Genomic DNA, 22,977 nt, shown 5'->3' with positions numbered 1-22,977 from the left:
GCCGAACAGTCGAGCGGCGAACCGTGGTCATCGATCGATTCGAGGATGAATTCATCGTCGAGGATCCTCCACCCGAACTCGTGGCCGCGCTCGGCACCTCCCGCCACGTCCTGCGGGCCGATTCCGGTGGAGGGAGCCGGATCGACGTCGAATGCGCGCGGCTCGACCGCGATTTCGGCCCGTCGAGTGGGGGCATCGCGAGGATCGCGATCCCGTGCTGCCTCCGCGAACTGGTCGCCCTCAAGCTCCGGGAATCGGGCCTGGTCGTCCACGATCTCGGGGCCGGGGATCCGCTCCCCGAGCCAGTCGCGGCCAAGCCGGCGAACCTTCGAGTCGTCGATCGGCCGATGATCGACTTCGTGCGATCGCGCGAGTCCGGTCTGCTCCACCTCGGAAAGCAGGTCAACCCGATCTTCCTGATCGCTCAAATCGCGGCCGCTTGGCCGGGCTTGCTGATTGCCGTCGTCGTAACTCGGCGCGAGGACGTGGACGGGGTGGCCCGCGAACTCGGTCGCTACGGCCTCTCCGCGGGCCGGTACACGAGCCATGCATCGCGTGAGGGCCCGGTGCAGATCGCGGTGGGGACCGAGCTCGGCATGGGAGATCCCGCCGCACGATTCCACGAGCGTCGGCTCCTCCTCTTCCCGGACGCGATGGACGCGCTCGGCGTCCGTGCCCGATTCCCGCTGGGTTTCTCGCGGCACGCGCGTCGGTTCGGCTTCCTGCTCGACGGCCCCGCGTCCGCTTCGCTCGACCGGGATCAGCTCCGCGCGGCGTTCGGATTCGAGGAATGCTTCGTCCCCGCGCATGGCCAGCGGTTGCGAGACGTCGAGGTGGATTTCCGGACATACGACGGCAGGCCCGCCATCCCGGACCATCCGAGCCTGGCGCGGCACCTCCGGGCCGGAATCTGGCACAACGAGGCGAGGACCCGGATCGTCGCAAACCTGGCGAGGTCAAATCTGGCGAAATATGCGTCGCACCCGGATCCGACGGCAGCCCCCACGACCAGGGCGCGGGTCGCCGTCCTCGCCGCGAACCTCGAGCACGCGATGGCGCTCTTTAACCGACTCGAAGGCTGGTCGATCGCTGCGGCGAACCATGCCGACCTCGATGGGTTGCCGCAGGGCGACCGGGCCCTCGTCGAGGTCCACGACGAAGTGGCCGAGGGCCACGGCATCATCGTGACGCCCTCGGCGATCGACGGATGGTTCCTGGGGGACCTGGACGTGCTGATCCGCGCGGATGGCGGGGCGGGCCTGCCCCCCAAGCTCTGCGGCATCGCGGTGCCGAACGAGTTGACTTCAAGTCCACTGCGTGTGATCGACCTCGTCGATCGCCGGTCGGCCGAGCTGCGAAGGCGGAGCCGATCGCGGCGTGAGGCCTATCGCCTGCGGGGCTGGACCGTCGACGGGGTCAAACCGCCGACTCCCCTCGATCACTTCCTCGCCACCCGGCCCGGGGGCTTCCGATGAGCGGCTATGGCTCGATCCGCGCGCCCCTCGGCCCTGGCGACTTCTACGCCATGCGTCGCGCCCGCCGTCGTGCCCGATCGGGCCTGGCGGACGGCGGGAGTCCGAGCCTCGCGCAGGTCGGGGACCACGAGTTCCTGATCGCCATCTACGACGAACTTCGTGCGAAAGGAGGGCAAGCGCCGGGCCCCGACGGCGTCACCTACCAGGACCTCGGGCGCCGCGAGACCGCCGCGGTCCTACGCGATCTGGCCGCGACGATCCGCGACGGGACCTATAAGCCCGGGCCGTCACGCCGCGTGGCGATCCCGAAGGCCGGCAGCAGCAAGACCAGGACCCTGACGATCCGCGGCGTCGCGGACCGGGTGATCTCCAAGGCCCTGCTCGAGGTCCTTTCGCCGGTGTTCGAGCCCTCGTTGGACGATCGCTCGCACGGATTCCGGCCGGGACGCAATACGTGGACCCTGCTGGCGACGCTCGAGGCGGACATGGCCGCGAGGAGCCGGTATGTCCTGGCGATCGACGACGTCGAGGCGGCCTTCGACAATGTCTCCATCCCGTGCCTCCTGGAGGACCTGACCGATCCCATCGAGGACCGACGACTCCACGCCCTGGTCGAGGCCGTCATCCGCGGGTCGACCGACCTGGCCCGCGTCGCGGGCATCGACCAGGGCGATCCGATCTCGCCGCTGCTTCTGAACGTCCGACTGGACGCATGCCATGACCGGGCCTTCCGGGGGCGCCCGAACGAGATCCCCTGGCTGCGCTACGCCGACAACCTGATCTACACCTGCGAGGACGAGGCCGAAGCTACGGATGCACTCGACGCGTCCCGGGAACTCCTGGATCGTGCGGGCCACAACCTGAAGCAGCAGGACGGGCCGCCCTTCGACCTCCGACGCGGCGAATGCCGGCTCCTGGGATTCGCCCTCCGCTGGCAGGACGACCGACTCCAACTCTCACCGGGGAGGACTGCCTGGACCAAGCTCCAGACCGAACTCGAATCGGCCCACGAGGACCCGGACCCGCCCTCCATGGCCCTGGCCATCTGCAGGGGTTGGATCGGTTCGCTCGGGCCGGCCTTCGGGCCGCAGCATGCAGCCGCCATGACGGGCCGGATCCTGGGGATCGCGGCCGCACTCGGCTTCCGCGAGGTTGCACCGCGCGAGACCACGTTGGGATGGTGCCGTGAGGCACACGGGCGGTGGGAACGCACGAGGCATGAGCGCGGAGGGGGCGGGTAGGGCCGCTGTGCGACTTGCGTCGCGTGGCAGCTCCGCATGCCACACATCGACCGGGGTGCGAAGCTCACTTCGCATCTCGAGGCCTGGGCCGGGCGAGGCTGACTTCGCCCGGCCCGGGCTCGTTCCGGAGACCCGGTTCACGCTCGATCGAAGACGTTTCTCAAACCCTGCGACGACACTCAGGCCCACTCGATGGATCGAGTCCGATTCCCCAGAGATGCTAGGCGGACTGACGAGCGGCTGCCTGTCCGCCGACGCGTGGCGAGCTGACCATGGGCTGGGCTGATTATCATCGGGGAGAAGCTACTGGCGGCGGTCGAAGAGGCGAGAATCTCGACCGCGCTGAGTGGCGACGCGGGTCGCTCGAACCTCGACTCGACCGTTTCCGTTGCCCGTGCGGCCCGAGCCTGCAAGTTGAGGCTGTCCTCACCCCGATCGGCACGCTTTCAATTCGCCGGCGGCCGGCGAAGGGTTCGATCAATCGGTCCGTTTCGCCGTAGCAATCCATGCCCGCCCGGGGCCGGGAAGACCAGCGCGAGCCGCCTGGCCACGTCGGCGATCATGAAGGTCGCAAAGGGGACTCACTGATTAACGTTAATCAGGGAGTCCCGGCCCGGGCCGACCGAGGGGCTCGGTCACCGGTGCACCGGGGGACGGGGCCATGGTTAAAAGAAAGGCGGCGGCCACCCCCGCCGCGGCCGGTGCCGCGGCGGGGGCCGGCCATCAAGCTAGGGGTGACGACGGCGTAGCCGGATCGCGCCGGTGGCCAGGCCGCCTGACGCGAGGGCCAGGAACGCCAGAAGGCCGATGGCCGGGCTCCGGCTCTCCCGCAATTTCCGTGACGCGGCCAGGTGAGAAGTGCTTGGCCTGCTTCGTGAGACCATCGGCCAAACGAAGCCGCCGCTGTCCGACAGACTTGATCCGTTCAAAAGGATAAATCTCTGCATCTCTTGATCGGTGACCCGCTCTTCCTCCACGATGATCCGAGAGCCACCCGGCCCGAAGGAATCGGCACCGCAGGAGCACGAATCCGGCTCGACCGAACATCTGGCGCTTCAGGAGCTTGATTGCGGCGACACGATGCCTCCATCGTCACAGGCCGTTGCTCGGCGAGAGTCGGATCTCGAGTCTGTCTCGGTCGGACACTTCACACTTTCGTAAGCCTTCAGCCGAGTGCAGGGACGGGTTCAGGTAGGGGTGGAAGTTGACCCGACTTGAGCGAGGTGCGGACCGCTTCGGTCACCACCGATACCGGGTTGTGGCCTCGCTGCTTCAGCGTTCGGAACACGCTCATCAGGCTCGCCTGCGTGCTTGCCGCTTGATCGCTGCCGTTGGCATAACTGTTCTTCCTGGCCAACACCGCCGGCCGGATCTGTCGCTCGCCGTGGTTGTTGTCGAACGGCACTCCGTCGTGGTCCAGGAACGTGAACAACTCCCCGGCGTGCCGCCGCAACCGCTTCACTAACCGCCGCGCGTGCCGCTCCTGCCACGACCCGTCCAGGATCTGGTTCAGCCGCAGGTCCAACCGCTTGCGACGCGAGGCGAACGCCTCGGCCGACAACTCCTTTTTCCGCTTGCTCAGCCGGATCGAGTCGCGGATCAGCCGCTTCAACTTGCGGCGAAACTCCGGCCAGTCCCCCTCCGGCTTGTGGTAATGCTGCGTTCGCTTCAGATCGCGCAGCAGGTGGGGCAGGCACCGTTGTTTTCGGGCACACACCACAGCGTTGTACGCCCCCCAGAAGTCGGTCACCAAGACCCCGGCGAACTCGGCCTGGAAGAACCGCATCAATGCCGGACTGCCCCGACTCCGGTCGATCAGGTAGTAGGTCAGATCCTTCGCGGCGAAGCACTAGAGCCAGTGGGTTTTGCCTTCGACCCGCCAGCCGGTCTCATCGGCGTGGAGCACGGCACTTTGCAACGCCTGGTTGTGGATCTGCTGGTCCCAGGCGGCGAGAACCTCAGCCAAGCGACGCCACATCGCAACCAGGCCACCGGCGGATAGCTTCAGTTGGAGATGGAAGTTGAAGACGTCGAGGATCTGGGCGATGGTGGTGCCCAAAAGGTAATGCAGCCAGGCGGAGAAGACCAGCACCCGCAGGCCGATGGTCGAACCCGGCAGAGCATCAGCCACGATGGGCTCGACGGTGGTTTTGCAGCGGGAGCACCAGAAGCGATGGATCGTGTGCTGGGTGACGAGTGGGGTGATGTCGGCGGTGCGCTTGACCCCGGAATCTAGCCCATCGCATTTGAGAATCGGCATGGGATGACGTGCCCCCGATTTCCTGGGCCATCGCACTTGAGAGTTCGGATACGATGAGGCCTCGAGTCTTAGGAGCTCAGGCCCATGAAGCAGTCGAAGTTCACCGTCGAGCAGATCACCTTCGCCCTGAGGCAGGCCGAGGCCGGCCTGGGGGTCGATGAGACCTGTCGCAAGCTGGGCGTCAGCCAGGCCACCTTCTTCCGCTGGAAGGCCAAGTACGGCGAGCTGGGCACCCCCGAGGTTAGGCGGCTCCGCCTGCTCGAGGAGGAGAACCAGAAGCTCAAGCAGCTGGTCGCCGACCTGAGCCTCGACAAGAAGATGCTCCAGGACGTCCTGGCAAAAAAACCCTGAGCCCGCCGCAGCGGCGGGCGGTCGTGGCGGACCTGACCGTCCGCTTCGGCGTCAGCGTGCGGCGGGCCTGCGAGGTCGTCGGTTATCCGCGGTCGACCTACCACGATCGGAGGACCCGCGATGCCCAGGAGCCCCTCCGGCTGCGGCTACGCGAGTTGGCCACCAGCCGCGTCCGATACGGCTATCGCCGGCTGCACATCCTGCTCGAGCGCGAGGGCTGGGCCGTCAACGTCAAGCGGGTCGATCGCCTCTACGGCCTGGAGCGATTGACGTTGCGGCGGAAGGCCCCGCGACGCCGCGTGAGCTCTCGCCATCGCGACGACCGGCCGGCCATCGAGGCGGCCAACCAGGCCTGGGCGATGGACTTCATGAGCGACGCACTCTCGGATGGCGGCAAGCTCCGCGTCCTGACGGTGCTGGACCTGTTCACCCGCGAGGCGGTGGCCATGCGAGTGGCCCCGCGGTTCACCTCCGGGCAGGTCGCCGAGGTGATGGCAGAGGTCTCTTCGACCCGAGGGGCGCCGCGTGAGCCTCGTGTGGACAACGGCCCGGAGTTCACCGGCAAGATGCTCGACCTGTGGGCCCATCTGAACGGCGTGACGCTGGATTTCAGCCGCCCCGGCAAGCCGACGGACAACGCGTTCATCGAGTCCTTCAATGGGCGTGTGCGCGAGGAGTGTCTCAATCAGACCGACTTCACCAGCCTGGAGGACGCCCGGGAGCGGTTGGAGTCATGGCGCATCGACTACAATGAAGTCCGCCCGCACGGCGCCCTGGGGAACCTGGCCCCGAGGGATTTCGCCGCATTGAAGGCCAGTGATCTGAACGCCTCGTCCGACCGAAAAGCTCTCGTTTAGCTGGTCCAACTTTCCGGGGCAGGTCACTCCCGGCCATAGAGGCCGGGCGCAGGGGCAAAGCTCCGGAGTCCGGCGACCCGGGCCGGAATGCCTCCGGAGCCGGCGGGCGATACCCCAGGCTGCTGTGCGGCCGCACAGTGTTGTACCTCACCCTCCAACGCTCAATCAGTACCTTCGCTTCCAGCAGCGTATCGAACACCTCCCCGTCCAGCAGCTCGTCCGATAGCTTGCCGTTGAACGACTCGACATAGCCGTTCTCCCACGGGCTCCCCGGCTCGATGAACAGCGACTTCGACCCCACGCGGCCGAGCCAGTCCCGCACGGCCTTCGCCGTGAACTCCGGCCCGTTGTCGCTGCGGATGTGCTCGGGCACGCCGCGACGCACGAACAGGTCGGAGAGCCGCTCCAGCACGTCGTCGGACTTCAGCTTCCTGGCCACGTCGATGGCCAGGCACTCCCGCGTGTACTCGTCGATGATGTTCAGCATGCGGAAGGCCCGACCGTCGCGGGTCCGCGCCTGCACGAAGTCGTAGCTCCACACGTGGTCCTTGCGCTTGGGACGCAGCCGCACGCACTGGACTTTCCCACGGATAGCGGGCGCCGGGTTAAGAGCATAAGCTCGAACCCAGGAGTCCCCCGATGGCGACGACACGACGAACCTTCACACCCGAGTTCAAGGCCCAGGCCGTCAAGCTCGTCAACGAGCAGGGCAAGAGCGTCGCCGAGGTCGCACGCGACCTCGACCTCTCCGAGAGCCTGCTGCGGGGCTGGAAGCGGGCCCCGGCCGAGGGCGGTGACCAGGCCTTCCCCGGCAAGGGGAACCCGCCCGCGCACGAGGAGGAGCTGCGTCGGCTGCGGGCCGAGGTCAAGCGGCTCACGATGGAGCGCGACATCTTGAAAAAAGCGACGGCCTTCTTCGCCAGGGAGTCGTCATGAGGTACGGCTTCGTCGAGCGCCACCGAGATCGATGGCCGGTCCGGCTGATGTGCCGGGTCCTGCGCGTCTCCGCCGGCGGCTACTACGACTGGCGGGGAAGGCCGGACAGCGAGCAGGCCCGGAGGCGCGAGGCCCTGGTCGTCTCGATCAAGGCGATCCACGGCGAAGTGAAGGCCCGCTACGGAAGCCCTCGAATTCACGCCGAGTTGATCGCACGGGGCGAGCCCTGCTGCGTGAACACCGTGGCCAAGCTGATGCGTCGGGAGGGGATCGCCGCCAGGACGAGGCGGAAGTTCCGCGTCACGACCGACTCCAACCACGACCGCCCCGTGGCCGAGAACGTCCTGAACCGCGAGTTCGAGCCGGGGGCCCCGGATCGGGCCTGGACGGCCGACATCACCTATGTGGCCACCGCCGAGGGGTGGCTCTACCTGGCGGCGGTGGAGGACCTCCACTCGCGGCGGATCGTGGGCTGGTCGATGTCCGAGCGGATCGACAGCCGGCTGGTCGTCGACGCCCTGGAGATGGCCTTGGCCGGCCGGCGGCCCGTCGCGGGGTTGGTGACCCATTCGGACCGGGGGAGCCAGTACGCCAGCGAGCACTACCGGGGGGTGCTGGCCAGGCACGGGATCACCGGCAGCATGAGCCGTCGGGCGAACTGCTGGGATAATGCGCCGATGGAGAGCTTCTTCGCGAGCCTGAAAAAGGAGCTGACTCAGGGCGAGAACTTCGCGACGAGGGCGGAGGCGAGGGCGAGCATCTTCGAGTACATCGAGGTCTTCTTCAATCGAGTCCGGCGGCATTCGTCGCTGGGCTACCTGTCACCCGCCGAGTACGAAAAAGCCTCATAAACCGTTAACCCGGCGCTCGCCATTCGTGGGGAAGTCCACTGTAGACATACCCAATGCCGATGTGCGCCTCCTTAAAATCCCCCTTGAGAGAGATTGCCTTGTTCAAGTCCACGATGGCCTGGTCGAAATCGCCGAGCCGGCTGTACATCGTGCCGCGGCAGTAAAAGAGTTTCGGATTCGTCGGGTCGAGGGCGATTGCCCGATTGTACTCGACGATTGCCGAGCGGAAGTTGCCCGCAACGTAATGAGCCAGCCCAACCTCGGCGTATTGGAGGGATCTCAGTCGGATTTCCTCGCGCTCGAGGAGTTGAATCCGCTCGGCCTCTTCTTTCAAGAGGATCGCCTTTTCGGCTTCCGTGAGGACAATTGGCTGCCGACTGGGGGCCTCGATTTCTGTGTCCTGTGTCCCCACCGATCGGAACCCTAAGTGAAGCGATTCTGCCGATGTCTGGGGTGCTGGGGCGGAATAGCCATAGTTGATCGTGGCTGACGTCCCTGCATAAGAGGAGCTTCCGCCTACCCAGGATCCGTTGGGATCGCGTGTTTTCGTCCCCACCGCGCCGGTGTAGGGATTCACATTGCCCCTCGTCGACCAGTTATTGCTGAAAATTCCATCCGGGGCCGAACGCATGTGCGGCCTAACATGAGTCCCATCCCTCCTCGTGTAACCCCGACACTGACCGACCCGCGAGATCCGCCCGCCGAGGTTGCCTCTGGGATCAAGGCCAAGAATGCGAGTGCGATGCAGACCGATTTGATAAGCGCTGGCGATGCCCCCTGGCGATTTTCACGATCAAGCCTTTGCCGTTAAACCCTACGGTCAACCTTCGGAGCGGAGCCGCCGAGGGTTAAAGAAACATCACCGGTGCGGTAATTTAACGATTCCGCTGGCTTGAAAGATTTCCTCGAACTACCCTCTCTTTATGAAGTTACTTTTCACCGCACTCCTCCTGCTCTTCGCCTCCCCCAGCTTCGCCACGGACTACGCCGCGCGCGTCGTCGGCATCTCCAACGGCGACACGATTACCGTGCTGAAGGCCGACAAGACGCAGGTGAAGGTCAGGCTTCACGGAATTGACGCTCCAGAAACCGGCCAGGATTTCGGCTCGCGTGCCAAGCAGGCGGCATCAGACCTGGCGTTCGGCAAGGATGTGACGGTCAAGGTAAAGGACACCGACCGTTATGGCCGAACTGTTGCCGACGTGTTTTTGCCCGATGGCGTCTGGCTCAACCGGGAAATACTTGAACTCGGGATGGCCTGACTCGGGATGGCCTGGCATTACCGCAAATACGCCCCGGACGACATCTTGCTGATCCGGGCGCAGGTGTGTGCCAAGAAGATCAAGATCGGGCTTTGGAGCGCGGAGAAGCCAGTCCCGCCGTGGGAATGGCGGAAGGGCGTGGGCGTTGCCGTGACGGCGGGAGTTGTCGGGAACCGCAAGAGCTTCCTGTATCACAAGCCGCATTGCCGGGGAGCGGCCGCGATGAAGGAAGCAAACCGGGTGACCTTTGGCTCGGTTGCGGAAGCGGAGAAGGCTGGGTATCGGAAGGCCGGGGATTGTCGTTAACCCAAACTTCGAATGCTTAACACGCAACAGCCGTGGCCCGGCTCCGGGCGCGGCCATTCTTTCTTCTCGGGGTAATGGCCCGCCTCGAGATAGGCCTTGATGTGCACTGCGTCCTCGGCGGTCACACCTTTCGCGATGGTGACCGGAGCCGAGGTAGCGAGCCGCTCGGCCTTCGCCGGGTCCAGGCCCAGGCCTACCGTGGTCGCGTTGCGGAATCCCGCGACTTCCGCCCACTTCGTCCGGCTCGGGATGCGGACGGTGAGCAGAGCGGCGACGACCGGCCCGTGGAAGCCAGGCGAGACTGATTCGAGGATGACGTCGTAAGCCATGGGGGCATCCTACCCGCCGACGAGATCGACGGCGAGGCGTGGATGCCGCTGCGGCACGCGCCTAGCCTCTGTCTGAGGGATGACCGCGTCGCTATCTTGTCGCCTTGCAGCATCTTGCGAGGATGTCATGGCGAAGCGGCATGAGCTGACCGATGAACAATGGGCCCTGATCGCCGACCTCTTCCCGGCGCAGGGACGCGGCGGCCGCTGGGCCGACCACCGCACCGTCCTCAACGGCGCCCTGTGGCGGATGCGAGCCGGCGTCCCCTGGCGCGACCTGCCCGAGCGTTATGGGCCGTGGCAGACGGTCTACCACCGCTTCAACGCCATGCGCAAGGCGGGGCTGATCGACCGCATGCTCGAGCGACTCCAGGTCCGGCTCAACGCCGAGGGGCTCATCGACGCCGAGTTGTTCTGCATCGACGGCACCGTCATCCGCGCCGCGCGGGCGGCCGCCGGGGCGTCGAAAAAAAACGAGCCGGCGAGCCGGAGGACCACGCCCTGGGCCGGTCCCGCGGCGGCTTCGGCACCAAGGTCCACCTGGTCTGCGACGGCCGCGGCATCCCGCTGGCGGCGGTGATCACGCCGGGCCAGCGGCACGAGTCCACCCAGTTCGAGCGGGCCATGGGCGAGGTGCGGCTGCGGGGCCGACGGGGCCGACCGCGGTGCCGCCCGGTCGCCCTGGCCGGCGACAAGGCCTACAGCGACCCGCGGATCCGCCGATGGCTGGCGCGGCACGGCATCCGGGCGGTGATCCCGCGCCGGTCGGACCAGCGGCCCGGAGACGGCCGCGTGCGATTCGACTCCGAGGCGTACCGCCGGCGGTCGGTGGTGGAGCAGTGCGTCGGCTAGATGAAGGAGTGCCGCGCCGTGGCGACGCGGTTCGACAAGCTGGCACTCAACTACCTGGCCACGGTGAAGTTGGCCATGATGCAGAGATATCTGAGGCTATTGACCATATAACCCCTCCGTCAGACAGAGGCTAGTTACAACTGTAATACTGGTGGGTCGTTTGTCTTGCACGTGACTATAGAACCGACGATCTGCTAGCATTAACGACCTCTGATCCCACGGAGGTCAACGATGTCGCGTCTCAAGAAGGACCCTCTTCGCCCACTCGCCGACGAAGAGGCCGCCTTCCTCCTCCGGATCAGTCGATCGCAGCGCAGACCGAGCCCGCTGCCCGCGTCGCCCGAGCGATCATGCTCCTGGCCGTCGCCCGAGGTGAGGATGATCCGCAGCCCGCCCTCTCCGCCGGGCGGCGTTCCGGCGTCGCCGTCTCGAACCTGGTCGCCCGCTTCAACGCCGAGGGCCTGACCGCCCTCGACCCACGCCACGGCGGCGGGCAACGGCGTACCTACGATCAGGAGGCGACCGAGCGGATCCTCCGCGAGGCACGACGCACGCCGACCCCGGAGGCCGACGGCACGGCGACCTGGAGCCCGACCACCCTGCAGAAGGCCCTCCGCTCGGCACCCGATGGCCTGCCCAAGGTCTCCACCTACACGATCTGGCTGGTCCTCCGCGAGGCCAACTCCTCGCATCAACGCAGCCGCACCTGGTGCCCCACCGGGACCGTCCTCCGCATTCGCAAGAGTGGTCCCGTCCTCGTCACCGACCCGGACACGCCCTCGAAAACAAGTGCATCGAGGACGCCTACCGGGCTGGCGAGGCGATGGGCCTATCGGTCTGGTGCACCGATCAGGCTGGGCCGTTCCAGACGGTCCCCCAACCCGTCCAGTCCTGGTGCCCCGAGGGACAGCCGGCCCGACGACCGCACGAGTATGTCCGTAACGGGGCGGCCAAGGCCCTGACGCTGTTCCACCCCGCCGACGGCCGGGCTCGGGTCAAGGGCGTGACCACCTGCCCCAACTCGGTGCTCCATGCCTGGCTCAAGGAAGAATTGACGACGATCCTGGCGTCCTTACCCTTGCCCACGACGCCGACCGCGGCGTCGATGCGAGGGGCGTGGGAGCGGTGGCAGGAGGGGCTGCCGATCAAGCCGACCCTGCCGGCCGAGTTGCCGCCGTTGCGGATGCTCCTGGTGCTGGACAACCTGGTCGGGCATAAGACGCCGGAGTTCGTCTGATGGCTGTTCGCCCGAGGGATCATGCCGCTGGGCACGCCGCTGGGCGGGTCGTGGCTGAACATGGCCGAGAGCCTGCAGCGGATCCTCAAGCGGCGGGCGCTGGAGGGCCAGGAGCCGGGCAGTCCGGCGGAGTTCATCGCCCGGCTCGAGGCGGTGACGGAACAATGGAATCGGTCGCCGACGCCGTTCGAGTGGGGCGGCAAGCGGGCGGAGCGGGGACGCCGGCAGCGAGATCGCGGGCACCGGCTGGGCGGGTCCGGGGCGTGCACACGGAGGCCGGTCCGGCGATCAAAGTTGGTTTATAATCATCCTCAACGCAAATGACCCACTAGAGCAGTTCCCCATTGAACGTGGCGTGCTTTTCTCCGATTCTCCGTGATAGGAGGGCACGGAGAATGGCCGCATACTCGATGGACCTGCGGGAGCGGGTCATTGCCGCCTGCGATGAGGGGATTCAGACGCGCGCCGAGGTCGCCGAACGATTCTCCGTCAGCCAGTCCTGGGTCCGCCTGCTGCTCAAGAGGCGCCGGGAGACCGGCTCGATCGCGCCGAGGCCGCACGGCGGGGGCCGGGCCCCGGCCTTCTCCGGCGAGGCGGCCGAGCGGCTCTGCAACGCCGTCGCGGCCGATCCCGATGCCACGCTCAGGCAGCTGGCGGCCGCCGCCGGCGTGGCCTGCGGCACCTCGGCCACCGACCGGGCGCTGAGACGGCTGGGCATCACGCGCAAAAAAAGTCGCCCCGGGCCGCCGAGCAGGACCGGCCCGACTTGAAGGAGGCCAGGGCGGCCTGGCGGGCCGAGTTCACCGGCGTCGACCCGTCCCGCCTGGTCTTTCTGGACGAGAGCGGCGCGACGACCGCGATGACCAGGCGGTACGCACGGTCCCCGCGCGGCAAGCGGGTCGATGCGGCGGTGCCGCACGGCCACTGGAAGGTGCTCACCCTGACCGCGGCGGTCCGCCTCGGCGGCATCGGGGCCTGCCTGGCCTTCGACGGGGCGACGAACAGCGCCTGCTTCGAGGCCGACATCGGCGAGTGCCTGGCCCCGACACTCAGGCCCTGTGACATCGTGGTGATGGACAACCTCTCATGCCACAAGACTGCCGAGGTGGCCCGCTTGGTCGCCGCCGCCGGCGCCGAGGTCCGCTACCTGCCGGCCTACAGCCCCGACCTGAACCCGATCGAGGCGATGTTCAGCAAGCTCAAGGAGTCCCTGCGATCGGCCGAGGCGAGGAGCGTGGACGACCTGATCGGCGCGATGGGAGACGGCCTGAGGTCAGTCACACCGGCCAATATCCTTGGATGGTTTCATCATTCGGGATATCGCCACGTTCAATAGGGAACTGCTCTAGAGCCGCATCGCCAGCGGGTAGTGCCCCTTCGGCAAGACGTAGTGGACCCAGGGGGCGACCTGGCAATTGGCCTTCCTGCCCGAGGCGCCGCAGTACTGCCGCTGGACGCCGGCGGAGAGCCTGCCCTGCTTGGGGAAGCCGGTGTCGTCGACGACGAAGATCCCCGCGGGCGAGGCGAAGGTCTCCGCCATGATCGAGCGATAGCGCCTCCAGACGGCCTGCTCGTCCCAGGTGCTCTGGCCGACGAACGGCTGCAGCGCCTGGTCGAGGTCGGCGACCACCAGGCCGGCCGGGAGGGTGACCCTGCGAGAGAGCGGCTCGATGCTCTCGCGGTCGCCGTCGAGGAGCAGCCCCTGCAGTGCAGGTAGACGCCGCTGTAGGCGGCCTGGCGTGGTCGGTTGAAGTCGCCGCGGAAGCGGTCAGCGAAGGCGTCGAGCCGGGCAAGAACTTCGGGGGCGAGTTCGGGAGTGTAGGTGCGGTTCATCCCCTCATGACGAACCGACCGAGAGGTTCGTTCTTAGGAGCTAATGGAGTAGTGTTAGGAGCTCGATCAGTCGGTTTGCCACGGCCTCGGCGAATTCAGGATCGTTGATGTGACGATCGACCTCGACGACGGAGATCTCCCCGGCGTGCGAGCGCACTGCGGCGAACAGAGCATGGCGGGCGGCTTGGTCTTCGAAGTGTTGTCCGGGAGCGTCGATCGCCGAGACGCCCCGGAGCGGGATCCAGACCTCCGCTTCGCGGCCCGCCCTGGCGAGCTTCCGTCCGATCTCGGCTCCAATCGCCGTGTTCTCGTCGACGGTCGTGCGCATCAGGGTTACGTTCGCGTTGTGGCGGTGGAGCGTCCGCCCTGCGAATCGCGCCGGGACAGTCTCGAGGGCGCCGAAGTTGACCATGTCGAGCGCGCCTACGGAGACGACCTGCGGGATCCCCGCCTCTGCGGCGGCGGTTAGCCGGGTCGGGCCGGCGGAGAAGACCCCCCCGACCAGCTCGTCGGCGAGCTCGGTTGTCGTGAGGTCGAGCACCCCGGCGATCAGGCCGTCGCGGATCAGGGACTCCATGGCCAGCCCACCGTTGCCGGTGGCGTGGAAGACGAGCACTTCGTAGCCGGCCCCCTCCAGGACGTCGCGCGCCCTCATGACGCAGGGCGTCGTGACGCCGAACATGGTTACGGCCACCAGCGGCCGATCCGACGAGGCCGCGACCGCGGCGGAGTCGTCGGCGAAGATGACCAGGCCGGCCATCGCCCGGGCCGCCTCGCCGAGGATCGTCCGGCTGATCCGGTTCAGGCCGAGGATGTCGACCACCGAGTTCAGCATCAGGATGTCCTTGTCGCCTACATACGGCCGGACCTGACCCGAGGCCACGGTGCTGACCATGACCTTCGGGATGCCGATCGGCAGGGCACGCATGGCCGAAGTGCCGATGGCCGTGCCCGCCGAACCGCCCAACGCCAGCACCCCGGCGACCTCGCCGCGCGCGGCGGCCTCGGCCACGAGCCGGGTCGCCCCGAGCGTGGCCCCGGTCACTGCGGCCCCACGGTCGTTCTGCGCGACCAAGTCCGACAGCGATAGGCCTGCCGCCTTGAAGACCTCCGCTCGCGAGACGTTGGCTTCGATCGTTGGCGCACCCAGGCACCCGGTGTCGACCACGACGGTGGCGACCCCGCGGGCGACCAAGGTGTCGCGGACGAAGGCCGCCTCGATCCCCTTGGTGTCGAGCGTCGCCAGCAGATAGACGGCCTTCATTCATCGATCCTCGCGCCCGGGGTCGCCAACTCGTTGAAACGATCGACCGGCTCGCCCGCGACCCAGGCCATCCCGCGCAGCATCAGGACGCGGAAGAGTGGGTCGTCGAACGTCCACGTGAAATGGCCGGGGAGGCTCACGAAGACCCTCCCTTTCCCCGTCTGGCGGGCCCAGAAGAGCGGCCGCGGCCCGCCTTCCTCCGCCCCAGTCCCCAGCAGGTCGATCCGCGACGGGTCGCCGACGAGATTCCAATAACTCTCGTCCACGAGCTTGAGCCGGCCGAAACCCCGGGTGATCGGGTGCTTCGACCCGGAGAAGTCCACCTCGAGCTGCCCGTGGCGGAACTTCGATCGACCCGCCTTCCAAGCCAGGCCGATCCGATCCGCCAGGGCCTCCGAGGCGTCATGGCCGTCGACCGCGTAATGGATCAGGACGACCCCGCCGCCCCGGGCGAAGAAGAGGTCGAGCTGCTCGGCCTTCGCCGCGTCCCAGCCGGGGTTGTTGGAGTAAAAGACGACGACATCGGCCGTCTCGAGCTGCTGGGGGGATGGCCAGCCCGCCGACGTCTCGACGGTGAGGGACTCGTCCGTCGCTAACAGGGGCGACCAGCGCTTCAGCCAGAGGGGATAGTCGTGCTCGCCCGGCCCGTGGTCCTTGGGGCCCCCCGCCAGGACGATCCGGAGTTTTCGCGGGTTTGCGATCGGGACGCTCCCCTTCAGGACCGCGTCGAGCTCGTGTCGGCGCCGCGGCGGAGGGGGCGGAGAGCCCTGGTACTCGATTTTTGCCGGGCCGATCGGGTCGGTCAGGAGGAACGTGAGCAGGTCGCGCAGCTTTTTCGGGCCGAGGGCCGCGTCGATCCCGTCGGGCATCATTGAGACCGCCGAGGGGGCAGTCTCATCGACCGACGATCGGGAGACCGTTGTCCGCACGCCGGCAGTGTCGCTCACGACCAGGCCGTCGGCCTCGGTGCGCAGCGTGCCCTGCAGGACCCGGCCGTCCGTCAGGGCGACGGAGTAGGCAACGTAATCGGGGTTGATGGCGGCGCTCGGCGCGTGGATGTCGCGGAGCACCGACGCATAGTCGCGGTGGATAAGGTTCGAGAGGTCGGGGCCGATGTCATCTCCCAGGCTGCGCACCCGGTGGCAGGTGGCGCACCGGGCCTCGGATCCGGTGAAGATGGCCCGGCCTCGTGACCAGTTGCCCCCCAACAACTCCGGGATATCCCGCTCCGCGAACGTGTCCGCTCGCTTCGTCAAGGCCGCCCACGGCAGCAGGAGTCGCCTGAGTGGCAACGCCCGGGGTCGAGGGTCCTCGGCCGTCGTGTAGGACACTTCCAGGGTCGCCCGACCTCCCGTCTCCAGGGCGACCTCCAGCGGCAGCGGCTCGCGCTCCCTCGGCGACACCGCGACCCGGACACGGTAGAGGCCCTCCTTGTCGGCTTCGGCGGGAACGCTCCCTGCGGGCGTGGTGACCTGGATCGGACCGGAGCCGGTGAAAGTCATCGTGACCTTCTCGTCCGGCAGGGTGTAACCTGCGGTCGAGCCGGGCTGGACGGCCGGTCGGAGCATCTGCCAGAGGTCGAGCCTGGACTTGAGGGTCAAGCGGCCCGGCCGCCCCAGGACATCCCAGAGTCGATCGTGCTCCGCGCTCCCGACGGTGAAATTGCGGGAGACGGCTAGGTCGAGGTGCGGCAGCCAGCCGGCCCAGCTCCCTGGCCCCGACTCGGGCTTCCAGGTGACGTCGGCGCCGGTAAGGTCATAGGCGAGATCCACGTCGGCGTCCTGGGGCATCGCAGCCGCAGGGATCTTCGCCCGATCGGGCCGCCCCAGGCCCGGTGAGTTGATGACGTACGTGCCCAGTTCGGGGTGCGGGGCGGTTGTCAGGTGCAGCGAACGTCGGTCGGCGGAGACCTTGGCCGAGTAGATCGGGAGCCCGAACCGGGGCGCGTTCAACTGCCGGGCCACCGCATCGTAGGGCGGGCGCAGGGACTCGTATCGGTCGCCGGGGCCAACTGACTTGCCGTACTCGAGGGTGAGGTTCCTGGCCAGGTCTTTCAGGCTCGCCAGGTCGAGCGGACGGTCGAACGCGACGCTCGCCTCTTGTGGCCCCGAGGCCCAGGCGAGCACCGGCTGGGGGGCATCGTGGTCGTTGTACGTGACCTTGTAGAGCTTGCCCTTCCCCTTCGGCCCGCTCCCCCAGTCCGGCAGGCCGCTGTGGACCGCGACCACGAGATCGCCTCGGGGCGAGACGCAGGCGTCGACGGGGAGCATATTCAGGACGGCGAAGACGTGCGTCTGCGCGACGTAGCCGGCCTCGGTCTTCGCCAGCTTCGTCCGGTAAAGCTTGCCTCGCGAGTAGCCGGTGACCAGCGCGTCTCCCGCCCAGAAGGCCGGACCAAAGGTTGGACCTCCGCTCACCGGCTCATTGAAGTTGAGGCCGCAGGTGGATTGATGCTGCGGGGCATAGTCGAACACGCTGGGCTCGTCGACCACCGAGGGGAGGTACTTCGGGTGACGCGGGGGGAACCCGTAGTGCCTCCCCGGCCGGATGTGCAGCAGCTCATCGAACGGGTTCCCGTTGGGGAGCCAGGTCGCCCCCTCCTGGTCGGTCGCGAAGAAGTCTCCGTGGCGGTTGAATGCCATCCCGACCGGGAACCGGATCCCCGTGGCGATGATCTCGCGCCTGCCGAAGTCGGGCGCGACCTTCTGGATCGTGCCGTGCTCGCCCTTCAGGTCGTACGCCGCCTCGCCCGACGCACCGACAAGGTAGGGGTTGGTGAAGTTCGTTACCCCGAGCCCGAAGTAGACGGCCCCCGCCTCGTCAACCGCCACGCCCAGGGCGTCGACGCCGTGCGGGAGTTCCTTCCACCCCGTGGCGACGACGATCTCCCGGTCGGCCTTGCCGTCGCGGTCGACGTCCGTGATGAGCGAAATCTTCCCCTTGCTGGCCACGAAGACGCCCTCGCCCAGGGGATAGCCCGGAGGCGTCAGCGCCATGCCGATCGGAGCGTTGATCCCCCCCTTGTTCATCCAAAATCGCTCGACCCTGTCCTCGACTCCCGTCCCGTTGCTGTCGGAGAGGAGGTAGAGATTCCCGTCGTAGGCGAGGGCGACCAGCTTGCCGTCCGGCCGATACTTGATGTTGTTGATGTTCGACAGGTCGACGGGCAGTTCCCGCGCGGAGAAGCCCGGCACCAGCATCTGAACCGCGGGTGGGTTCGCTACGGAGACCAGCGGCTTGCCAACGGCCGGCCGGCCGGGGCGGACGATCGGGGCCTTCCCGCCATATCGGGCGGCAAGGAAGCCCTCGACCTGTGTGCGCTCAGCTTCATCGAGCACGCGGTCGTAGACCAGGACCTGCAAGATGTCGCCGTCGAGGAACCCGCGGACGGCGTCGGCCCCATACCGGCGGGCCCCCACGGTGACCCTGTCCGCGATGAGGACCGAATCCTTGCGGTCGCGCGAACCGCCGGGTCGGCCGTCGAGGTAAGTCTTCGTGCCGCCGGGGCCGGGTGTCGAGGTGACGGTCATCCGCCGGACGACGCCGAAATCGGAGGGGCTGGCCATCAGATTGGCCATCCCGCCGAAGCCGTTCCCCTCGACGTTGATCGTCTCGAATCGCGACGAAAACCCGAATCCCATGTCGAGATTCAGCCCGCTGGTGAAGTCATCCTTGCCCTCCTGGTTGATCGCCATGAAGGCGCGGAAGCCCCCCGCGTTGCCGAGGGGCGCGGCGACGACGAAGAGGGTGATTTCCCGGAACCGTCCTCCTATCCCGGCCAGTTCGAGGTGGCTCGCGTCGCCGTCGAACCGCAAGGCGCCGTCCTGATAGAAGGGCTGCACCTCGACTCGTGTCTGGGCCAGGTGCCGGCCGTGGCCCGAGGCGTCATACCAGAGGTCGACCCGCGCGCCCTCGGCCGCCTCCGGGCGGCCGAGGGCCTTGCGGGCCGCGTTCAGGTGGCCCGCATCCAGCCAGAGCACGAGGCCGCGTGTGACCTTTAGGTGGGGATCGGCCCACGCCTCGATCGGTCTGGCGGGGACGTCCTGGCCAGCCGCCGATGCGCTGATGGCGAGGGCCGAGAGGATTCCCAGGGCGACCGAGGCGATACGGCTGCGGAGCATCGTCGAAGTCCTTCCCGCATGAATTCGGAACGGGGCTGCGGACGTGGTCGTCTCACCGCGCGACCGGACGGGCCCCTGGCAGCGACAGCTTCGTGAATCGCCCGACCTGTTCGGCAATGGCGGTTTCCGCCGGCAATCGCTCCATGCTGCTGGCCCCGTAGAACCCCTCGACTCCATGGCAACGGCTGAGTATGAATTGCGCGTCCTCGGGCGATGAGATCGGGCCGCCGTGGCAGAGGACCAGGCAGTCGGACCGGACAGATTTGCAGACATCGGCGATCGCCTGCACCTCGCCGACGCAATCCTCGAGCGTGCGAGCAGTACGTGCGCCGATCGTGCCGCCCGTCGTCAGCCCCATATGTGCCACGATGATGTCGGCGCCCGCCTCGGCCATCATTCGTGCCTCCTCGGGGTTGAAGGCGTAGGGCGTCGTCAGGAGGTCGAGCGCGCGGGCCGCCGCGATCAGCTCCACCTCAAGGCGATAGCTCATCCCGGTCTCCTCCAGGTTCTCGCGGAAGAGGCCGTCAATGAGGCCTACCGTCGGGAAGTTCTGGATGCCGGCGAATCCCAGGTCGCGCAGCTCGCGCAGGAATTGGTCGCGGAGCAGGAACGGGTCGGTGCCGCAGACTCCGGCCAGCACCGGGGTCCGCCCGACGATGGAGAGGACCTCCGGGGCCATCTCGCGTACGATCTGATTGGCGTTGCCGTAGGCCATGAGCCCGGCCAGCGAGCCGCGCCCGGCCATCCGGAACCGACCGGAGTTGTAGATGACGATGAGATCGATGCCGCCGGCTTCCTCGCACTTGGCCGAGAGGCCCGTCCCCGCCCCGCCGCCGATGATCGGCTCGCCTCTCGCGACCTTCTCTCGGAATGACGCGAGGATCTCCGCCCGCTCTCGCCGCATCATACGCCCCCCGTAATCCACCAGATCATAACGATCCATCGACGTCATGCCTCGACGACCCGTCGACGGCCAACCGATCGGGTGCTCGTTCTAAGGGCTGGACCGACCCGTCCGACGAGTATACAGTCGGGAGACACGACGCGACATAACTGGATTGAAGGCAGCCCCAGACCCAGTCGCCGCCCCCGTGAAGCTTTGGATTATTCAGTGCGAATATCCCTGAAAACCACCATGTCGTTCCTCGCCCTGGTCTTGGTCTCGCCCCACGCCGGGGGGGCGGATTTCGCCCTTCGGGACGGCGACACCGTGGTCTTTCTCGGCGACAGCATCACGGCGGCGCGCACCTACGGCAAGGTTGTCGAGAACTACACCCTGCTCCGCTTCCCCGACCGCAAGGTCCGGTTCCTCAACGCGGGCTGGGGTGGGGACACCGCCGCGGGGGGGCTGAAGCGTCTCGACCGCGACGTCTTCGCCCGCGGCGCGACCGTCCTGATCGTCGCCTATGGGGTCAACGACATCGGCTGGGGGGCGAAGGCCGACGCCGAGCACAAGCAGATCTACCTGGACGCGATCCGAGGGATCGTCGAGCGGTGCAAGGATCGCGGGATCCGGGTGTTTATCTGCTCCGCGGCAATCACGGGACAGGACCCGGACAAGAGCGAACATGACTTCCTCCAGACGATGTGCGACGAGGGGATGGCCCTCGCCCGCTCCGCCGGCGCAGGGGCCATCGACGTCCAGCGTACGATGCGCGCCATCCAGCGGAAGGTCCTGGCCGAAAGAGCCGGTGCCAAAGAGGAAAAGGAGAAAGCAGACCTGACGCTGCACGCCGGCGACGGCATCCACCTGAATGACCTCGGGCAACTGGCCATGGCGTTCGCGATCCTCAAGGGCTTGGGCGGCCCTGCCGACGTCTCCTCGGCCACTCTCGATGCAGGTAAGGCCGCGGTCGTCGAGGCGAAGGGGTGCCGAGTGTCGAACTTCAAAGGGGATCCCACGCACCTGGAATTCGACCGCCTGGATGAGGGGCTGCCGATCAACTTCGGCCTCTTCGGTGCCCTCCGATTCCGGTTCGTGCCGATCCCCGACGAGCTGAATCGCTACATGCTGGCGGTGAAGGGGCTTCCGGAAGGCCGGTATGAGGTCGTGGCCGACGGCCGATCGCTCGGGTCGTTCATGGCGGACCGGCTGGATTCGGGCGTGAACATCTCCTCGGCGACGGCCGACGGCTGGGAGCCGGGGGGGCCGTGGGAGGCCCAGGCCTGGAGTCTGAATGAGTTGACGGACGCCCGCAACGACCTCGCCTTGGCGGGACGGACCGCCCACCATTACCTGCCCAATTATCCCGACTGGGACTCGTTCCGGAAGGGGGCCGACGACGTCAACGCCCACATCGAGGTCCTCCAGCGCACGCTCGTGAGACCCAGGCCATTCCACTTCGTGGTGCGGCCCGCCGGGGCGAAGAAGTCTTGAGGGCACGAGGCGGGGCCCAATCCCTCAGTGAATCGTGATCACGATCAATGGCCACCTCTTCAGCACTTCGGGCTCATTTCGGGGGCGGGGTCTCTTTGGCCTGGAGCCTGTAGTAATTCGCCAGTCCTGGACTGCCGCCCCGCTCGTGATATTCGACCATCATGCGATTGGCCTCTAGGTCGTTGGGCCGCTCGTCGAGGATCTTCCTGGCCCAGCGGATTCCTTCCTCCTCGTGGCCGTGCTCGATCATCCAGTGCGCGATCTCACCCTGGAGTCCCAGGTCTCCGGGATTCGTGACCAACGCTAACTGGAGCTTGCCCAATCGCTGGGCGTCCTCCCTGAGGCGCGCCGCCACCACCTGCTCCGCCCGTGCCTCGTCGCGTCGTCCGAGCCGGGCGAGGCAGAGCCCGCGACGATGGCGAATCTCGACATCGTGGGGGGTGATGCGGACGGCCCGATCCAGCAAGTCCAACGCGGCGGTGTCTTCGCGCCGACGGACCGCGATCGCCGCCCGCGCCGAGAGTGCGGCGGAGTTCACCGGGGCCAGTTCCAGCGTCCGGTCGAGATGGAGGATCGCCGAAGCGTCGTCCCCCCGGTCCAACGCGACGAGCCCGGCGCCGAGGTGTCCGGCGGGCTCGTCGGGATTGCGGTCGATGTAAGAGTCATAGACCGACGCGGCCTCGGCGTGACGCCCGGCCAGGCGAAGCTCGCCGGCCAGGCCGAGGCGAGCCCGATCGAGGGTCGGATCTCGATCCAGGGCCGCACGATAATCCCGGATCTGGGCGATCGAGTCCTTCTTGAGTCGCGAATTCACCTCAGTCCGCCAGAGGTAGGGTTTCGCGTCGTCCGGCGCATCGCGCATCCAGCGGTCAATCACGACGGCGGCATCCTGGAATCGATAGGTCTCGAGATAGACCCGGGCCAGGGCCTCGGCGGCCTCCGGGTCGGGCGCCTTGGACTCCTCCAGGACGCGCCTGAGGACCGGCTCGGCCTCAGCATGCCGACCGGCATTGGCGCGAATGATGGCGTCGAGCCGATCCAGAGGCGCGGCCGGATATCCCAGCGCCCGGGCAGCAGCCAGACCCGCGACCGCCTCCTGGGGCTTCTTCCGGGCCAGCGCGACCCGGGCTTTGAGATAGTAGGCCTCCGCCGACCTCGGCCGCATCAGCAGCCAGCGCCCGAGCGTCGCATCCGCCTCGTCAAATTGACTGTCGGCGACCGCACGTCGCGCGGCCCTCGCCGTGGTACGCGCCGGGATCTCCCCGAGGTGCCAGACTCCGACCGCGGCAAGTGCGAGGACCATCCCGACGGCCACGACGATCCAACGGGCGCGACGGGAGAGGAAGTCCCGAGGGCAACGGTTCGAGATGGTCTCCATCCGCCTCTCCGCATTTCAGGGCCTGACCCGTGATGGGGCTCGGATGC

Annotated in this window: 18 protein-coding genes and 4 pseudogenes; 13 read left to right on the top strand and 9 right to left on the bottom strand. The window is 67.4% G+C overall.

Annotated elements, in window-relative coordinates; genetic code table 11:
* Positions 1 to 23 precede the first annotated feature (23 nt).
* Both EP7_RS10130 and EP7_RS10125 read left to right on the top strand, forming a co-directional pair.
* The gene (locus tag EP7_RS10130) at positions 24 to 1,475 is read left to right on the top strand and encodes a hypothetical protein (RefSeq protein WP_463527736.1); all 1,452 of its coding nucleotides are present in this window, start codon (positions 24 to 26) and stop codon (positions 1,473 to 1,475) included.
* Positions 1,472 to 2,716, top strand: a complete 1,245-nt coding sequence (locus EP7_RS10125; RefSeq protein ID WP_463527735.1) for a reverse transcriptase domain-containing protein — start codon at positions 1,472 to 1,474, stop codon at positions 2,714 to 2,716. The genes EP7_RS10130 and EP7_RS10125 overlap by 4 nt, the downstream gene beginning before the upstream one ends.
* A gap of 1,165 nt (positions 2,717 to 3,881) precedes the next feature.
* On the opposite strand, the pseudogene tnpC reads toward EP7_RS10125, so the two are convergent.
* Positions 3,882 to 4,976: pseudogene (gene tnpC / locus EP7_RS10120) on the bottom strand (IS66 family transposase).
* Between the two features lie 84 nt (positions 4,977 to 5,060).
* Between tnpC and EP7_RS10115 the strand changes: the two are divergent.
* Positions 5,061 to 6,184, top strand: a protein-coding gene (locus EP7_RS10115; protein WP_463527734.1) for an IS3 family transposase whose coding sequence is annotated in 2 segments (ribosomal slippage) — positions 5,061 to 5,313 and positions 5,313 to 6,184 — 1,125 coding nt in all. Because the reading frame shifts where the segments join, the coding sequence is not laid out codon by codon here.
* A gap of 43 nt (positions 6,185 to 6,227) precedes the next feature.
* On the opposite strand, the pseudogene EP7_RS10110 reads toward EP7_RS10115, so the two are convergent.
* Positions 6,228 to 6,758, bottom strand: a pseudogene (locus EP7_RS10110) (integrase core domain-containing protein); the annotation flags it as partial.
* A gap of 65 nt (positions 6,759 to 6,823) precedes the next feature.
* Between EP7_RS10110 and EP7_RS10105 the strand changes: the two are divergent.
* Positions 6,824 to 7,971 (top strand): IS3 family transposase gene (locus EP7_RS10105; protein WP_463527624.1). Its coding sequence is split into 2 segments (ribosomal slippage): positions 6,824 to 7,094 and positions 7,094 to 7,971, totalling 1,149 coding nucleotides; the frame shifts between segments, so codons are not numbered across the junction.
* A 4-nt stretch (positions 7,972 to 7,975) separates the two neighbouring features.
* Here the strand turns inward: EP7_RS10105 and EP7_RS10100 are convergent.
* Positions 7,976 to 8,548 carry a tetratricopeptide repeat protein gene (locus EP7_RS10100; RefSeq protein ID WP_463527733.1) on the bottom strand — a complete coding sequence of 191 codons (573 nt, stop codon included), beginning with the start codon at positions 8,546 to 8,548 and terminating at the stop codon, positions 7,976 to 7,978.
* Positions 8,549 to 8,894: 346 nt separating this feature from the next.
* On the opposite strand from EP7_RS10100, the gene EP7_RS10095 reads away from it, so the two are divergent.
* Both EP7_RS10095 and EP7_RS10090 read left to right on the top strand, forming a co-directional pair.
* Positions 8,895 to 9,233: a thermonuclease family protein gene (locus EP7_RS10095; RefSeq protein ID WP_463527732.1), complete on the top strand. Its 339-nt coding sequence runs from the start codon at positions 8,895 to 8,897 to the stop codon at positions 9,231 to 9,233.
* Positions 9,234 to 9,239: 6 nt separating this feature from the next.
* The gene (locus tag EP7_RS10090; RefSeq protein ID WP_463527731.1) at positions 9,240 to 9,539 is read left to right on the top strand and encodes a hypothetical protein; all 300 of its coding nucleotides are present in this window, start codon (positions 9,240 to 9,242) and stop codon (positions 9,537 to 9,539) included.
* On the opposite strand, the gene EP7_RS10085 is transcribed toward EP7_RS10090, so the two are convergent.
* Positions 9,536 to 9,868 (bottom strand): hypothetical protein, encoded by a 333-nt coding sequence (locus tag EP7_RS10085; protein WP_463527730.1) that lies wholly within the window; start codon positions 9,866 to 9,868, stop codon positions 9,536 to 9,538. The genes EP7_RS10090 and EP7_RS10085 overlap by 4 nt on opposite strands.
* A gap of 127 nt (positions 9,869 to 9,995) precedes the next feature.
* Here EP7_RS10085 and EP7_RS10080 point away from each other — a divergent pair.
* The 6 genes and pseudogenes from EP7_RS10080 to EP7_RS10055 all read left to right on the top strand — a co-directional run bounded on the left by EP7_RS10080 (position 9,996) and on the right by EP7_RS10055 (position 13,293).
* Positions 9,996 to 10,831: pseudogene (locus EP7_RS10080) on the top strand (IS5 family transposase).
* 239 nt (positions 10,832 to 11,070) lie between these two features.
* The gene (locus tag EP7_RS10075) at positions 11,071 to 11,682 is read left to right on the top strand and encodes a helix-turn-helix domain-containing protein (RefSeq protein ID WP_463527729.1); all 612 of its coding nucleotides are present in this window, start codon (positions 11,071 to 11,073) and stop codon (positions 11,680 to 11,682) included.
* 41 nt (positions 11,683 to 11,723) lie between these two features.
* Entirely contained in the window at positions 11,724 to 11,957 is a 234-nt protein-coding gene (locus tag EP7_RS10070) for a hypothetical protein (RefSeq protein ID WP_463527728.1), read from the top strand.
* A 21-nt stretch (positions 11,958 to 11,978) separates the two neighbouring features.
* A complete protein-coding gene (locus EP7_RS10065; protein ID WP_463527727.1) occupies positions 11,979 to 12,281 on the top strand; it encodes a hypothetical protein in 303 nt (100 codons plus the stop codon).
* A gap of 71 nt (positions 12,282 to 12,352) precedes the next feature.
* Positions 12,353 to 12,727: an IS630 transposase-related protein gene (locus tag EP7_RS10060; protein ID WP_463527726.1), complete on the top strand. Its 375-nt coding sequence runs from the start codon at positions 12,353 to 12,355 to the stop codon at positions 12,725 to 12,727.
* A complete protein-coding gene (locus EP7_RS10055) occupies positions 12,724 to 13,293 on the top strand; it encodes an IS630 family transposase (RefSeq protein WP_463527725.1) in 570 nt (189 codons plus the stop codon). Before EP7_RS10060 ends, EP7_RS10055 begins: the two co-directional genes overlap by 4 nt.
* Positions 13,294 to 13,305: 12 nt before the next feature.
* Here the strand turns inward: EP7_RS10055 and EP7_RS10050 are convergent.
* The 4 genes and pseudogenes from EP7_RS10050 to EP7_RS10035 all read right to left on the bottom strand — a co-directional run.
* Positions 13,306 to 13,790: pseudogene (locus EP7_RS10050) on the bottom strand (transposase); the annotation flags it as partial.
* 40 nt (positions 13,791 to 13,830) lie between these two features.
* Positions 13,831 to 15,054, bottom strand: coding sequence for a Tm-1-like ATP-binding domain-containing protein (locus EP7_RS10045; RefSeq protein WP_463527724.1), 1,224 nt, complete (start codon positions 15,052 to 15,054; stop codon positions 13,831 to 13,833).
* Positions 15,051 to 19,175, bottom strand: coding sequence for a ThuA domain-containing protein (locus tag EP7_RS10040; RefSeq protein ID WP_463527723.1), 4,125 nt, complete (start codon positions 19,173 to 19,175; stop codon positions 15,051 to 15,053). The genes EP7_RS10045 and EP7_RS10040 overlap by 4 nt, the downstream gene beginning before the upstream one ends.
* Before the next feature lie 52 nt (positions 19,176 to 19,227).
* Positions 19,228 to 20,118, bottom strand: coding sequence for a phosphoenolpyruvate hydrolase family protein (locus EP7_RS10035; RefSeq protein WP_463527722.1), 891 nt, complete (start codon positions 20,116 to 20,118; stop codon positions 19,228 to 19,230).
* A 192-nt stretch (positions 20,119 to 20,310) separates the two neighbouring features.
* Here EP7_RS10035 and EP7_RS10030 point away from each other — a divergent pair, with 192 nt between their 5' ends.
* A complete protein-coding gene (locus EP7_RS10030) occupies positions 20,311 to 21,552 on the top strand; it encodes an SGNH/GDSL hydrolase family protein (protein WP_463527721.1) in 1,242 nt (413 codons plus the stop codon).
* A 73-nt stretch (positions 21,553 to 21,625) separates the two neighbouring features.
* Here the strand turns inward: EP7_RS10030 and EP7_RS10025 are convergent, their stop codons facing one another.
* Entirely contained in the window at positions 21,626 to 22,930 is a 1,305-nt protein-coding gene (locus EP7_RS10025; protein WP_463527720.1) for a tetratricopeptide repeat protein, read from the bottom strand.
* Between the last annotated feature and the right edge of the window lie 47 nt (positions 22,931 to 22,977).

Source organism: Isosphaeraceae bacterium EP7 (assembly GCA_038400315.1).
Lineage (GTDB): Bacteria > Planctomycetota > Planctomycetia > Isosphaerales > Isosphaeraceae > EP7.
This window is presented reverse-complemented; position numbering and strand designations above follow the sequence as displayed.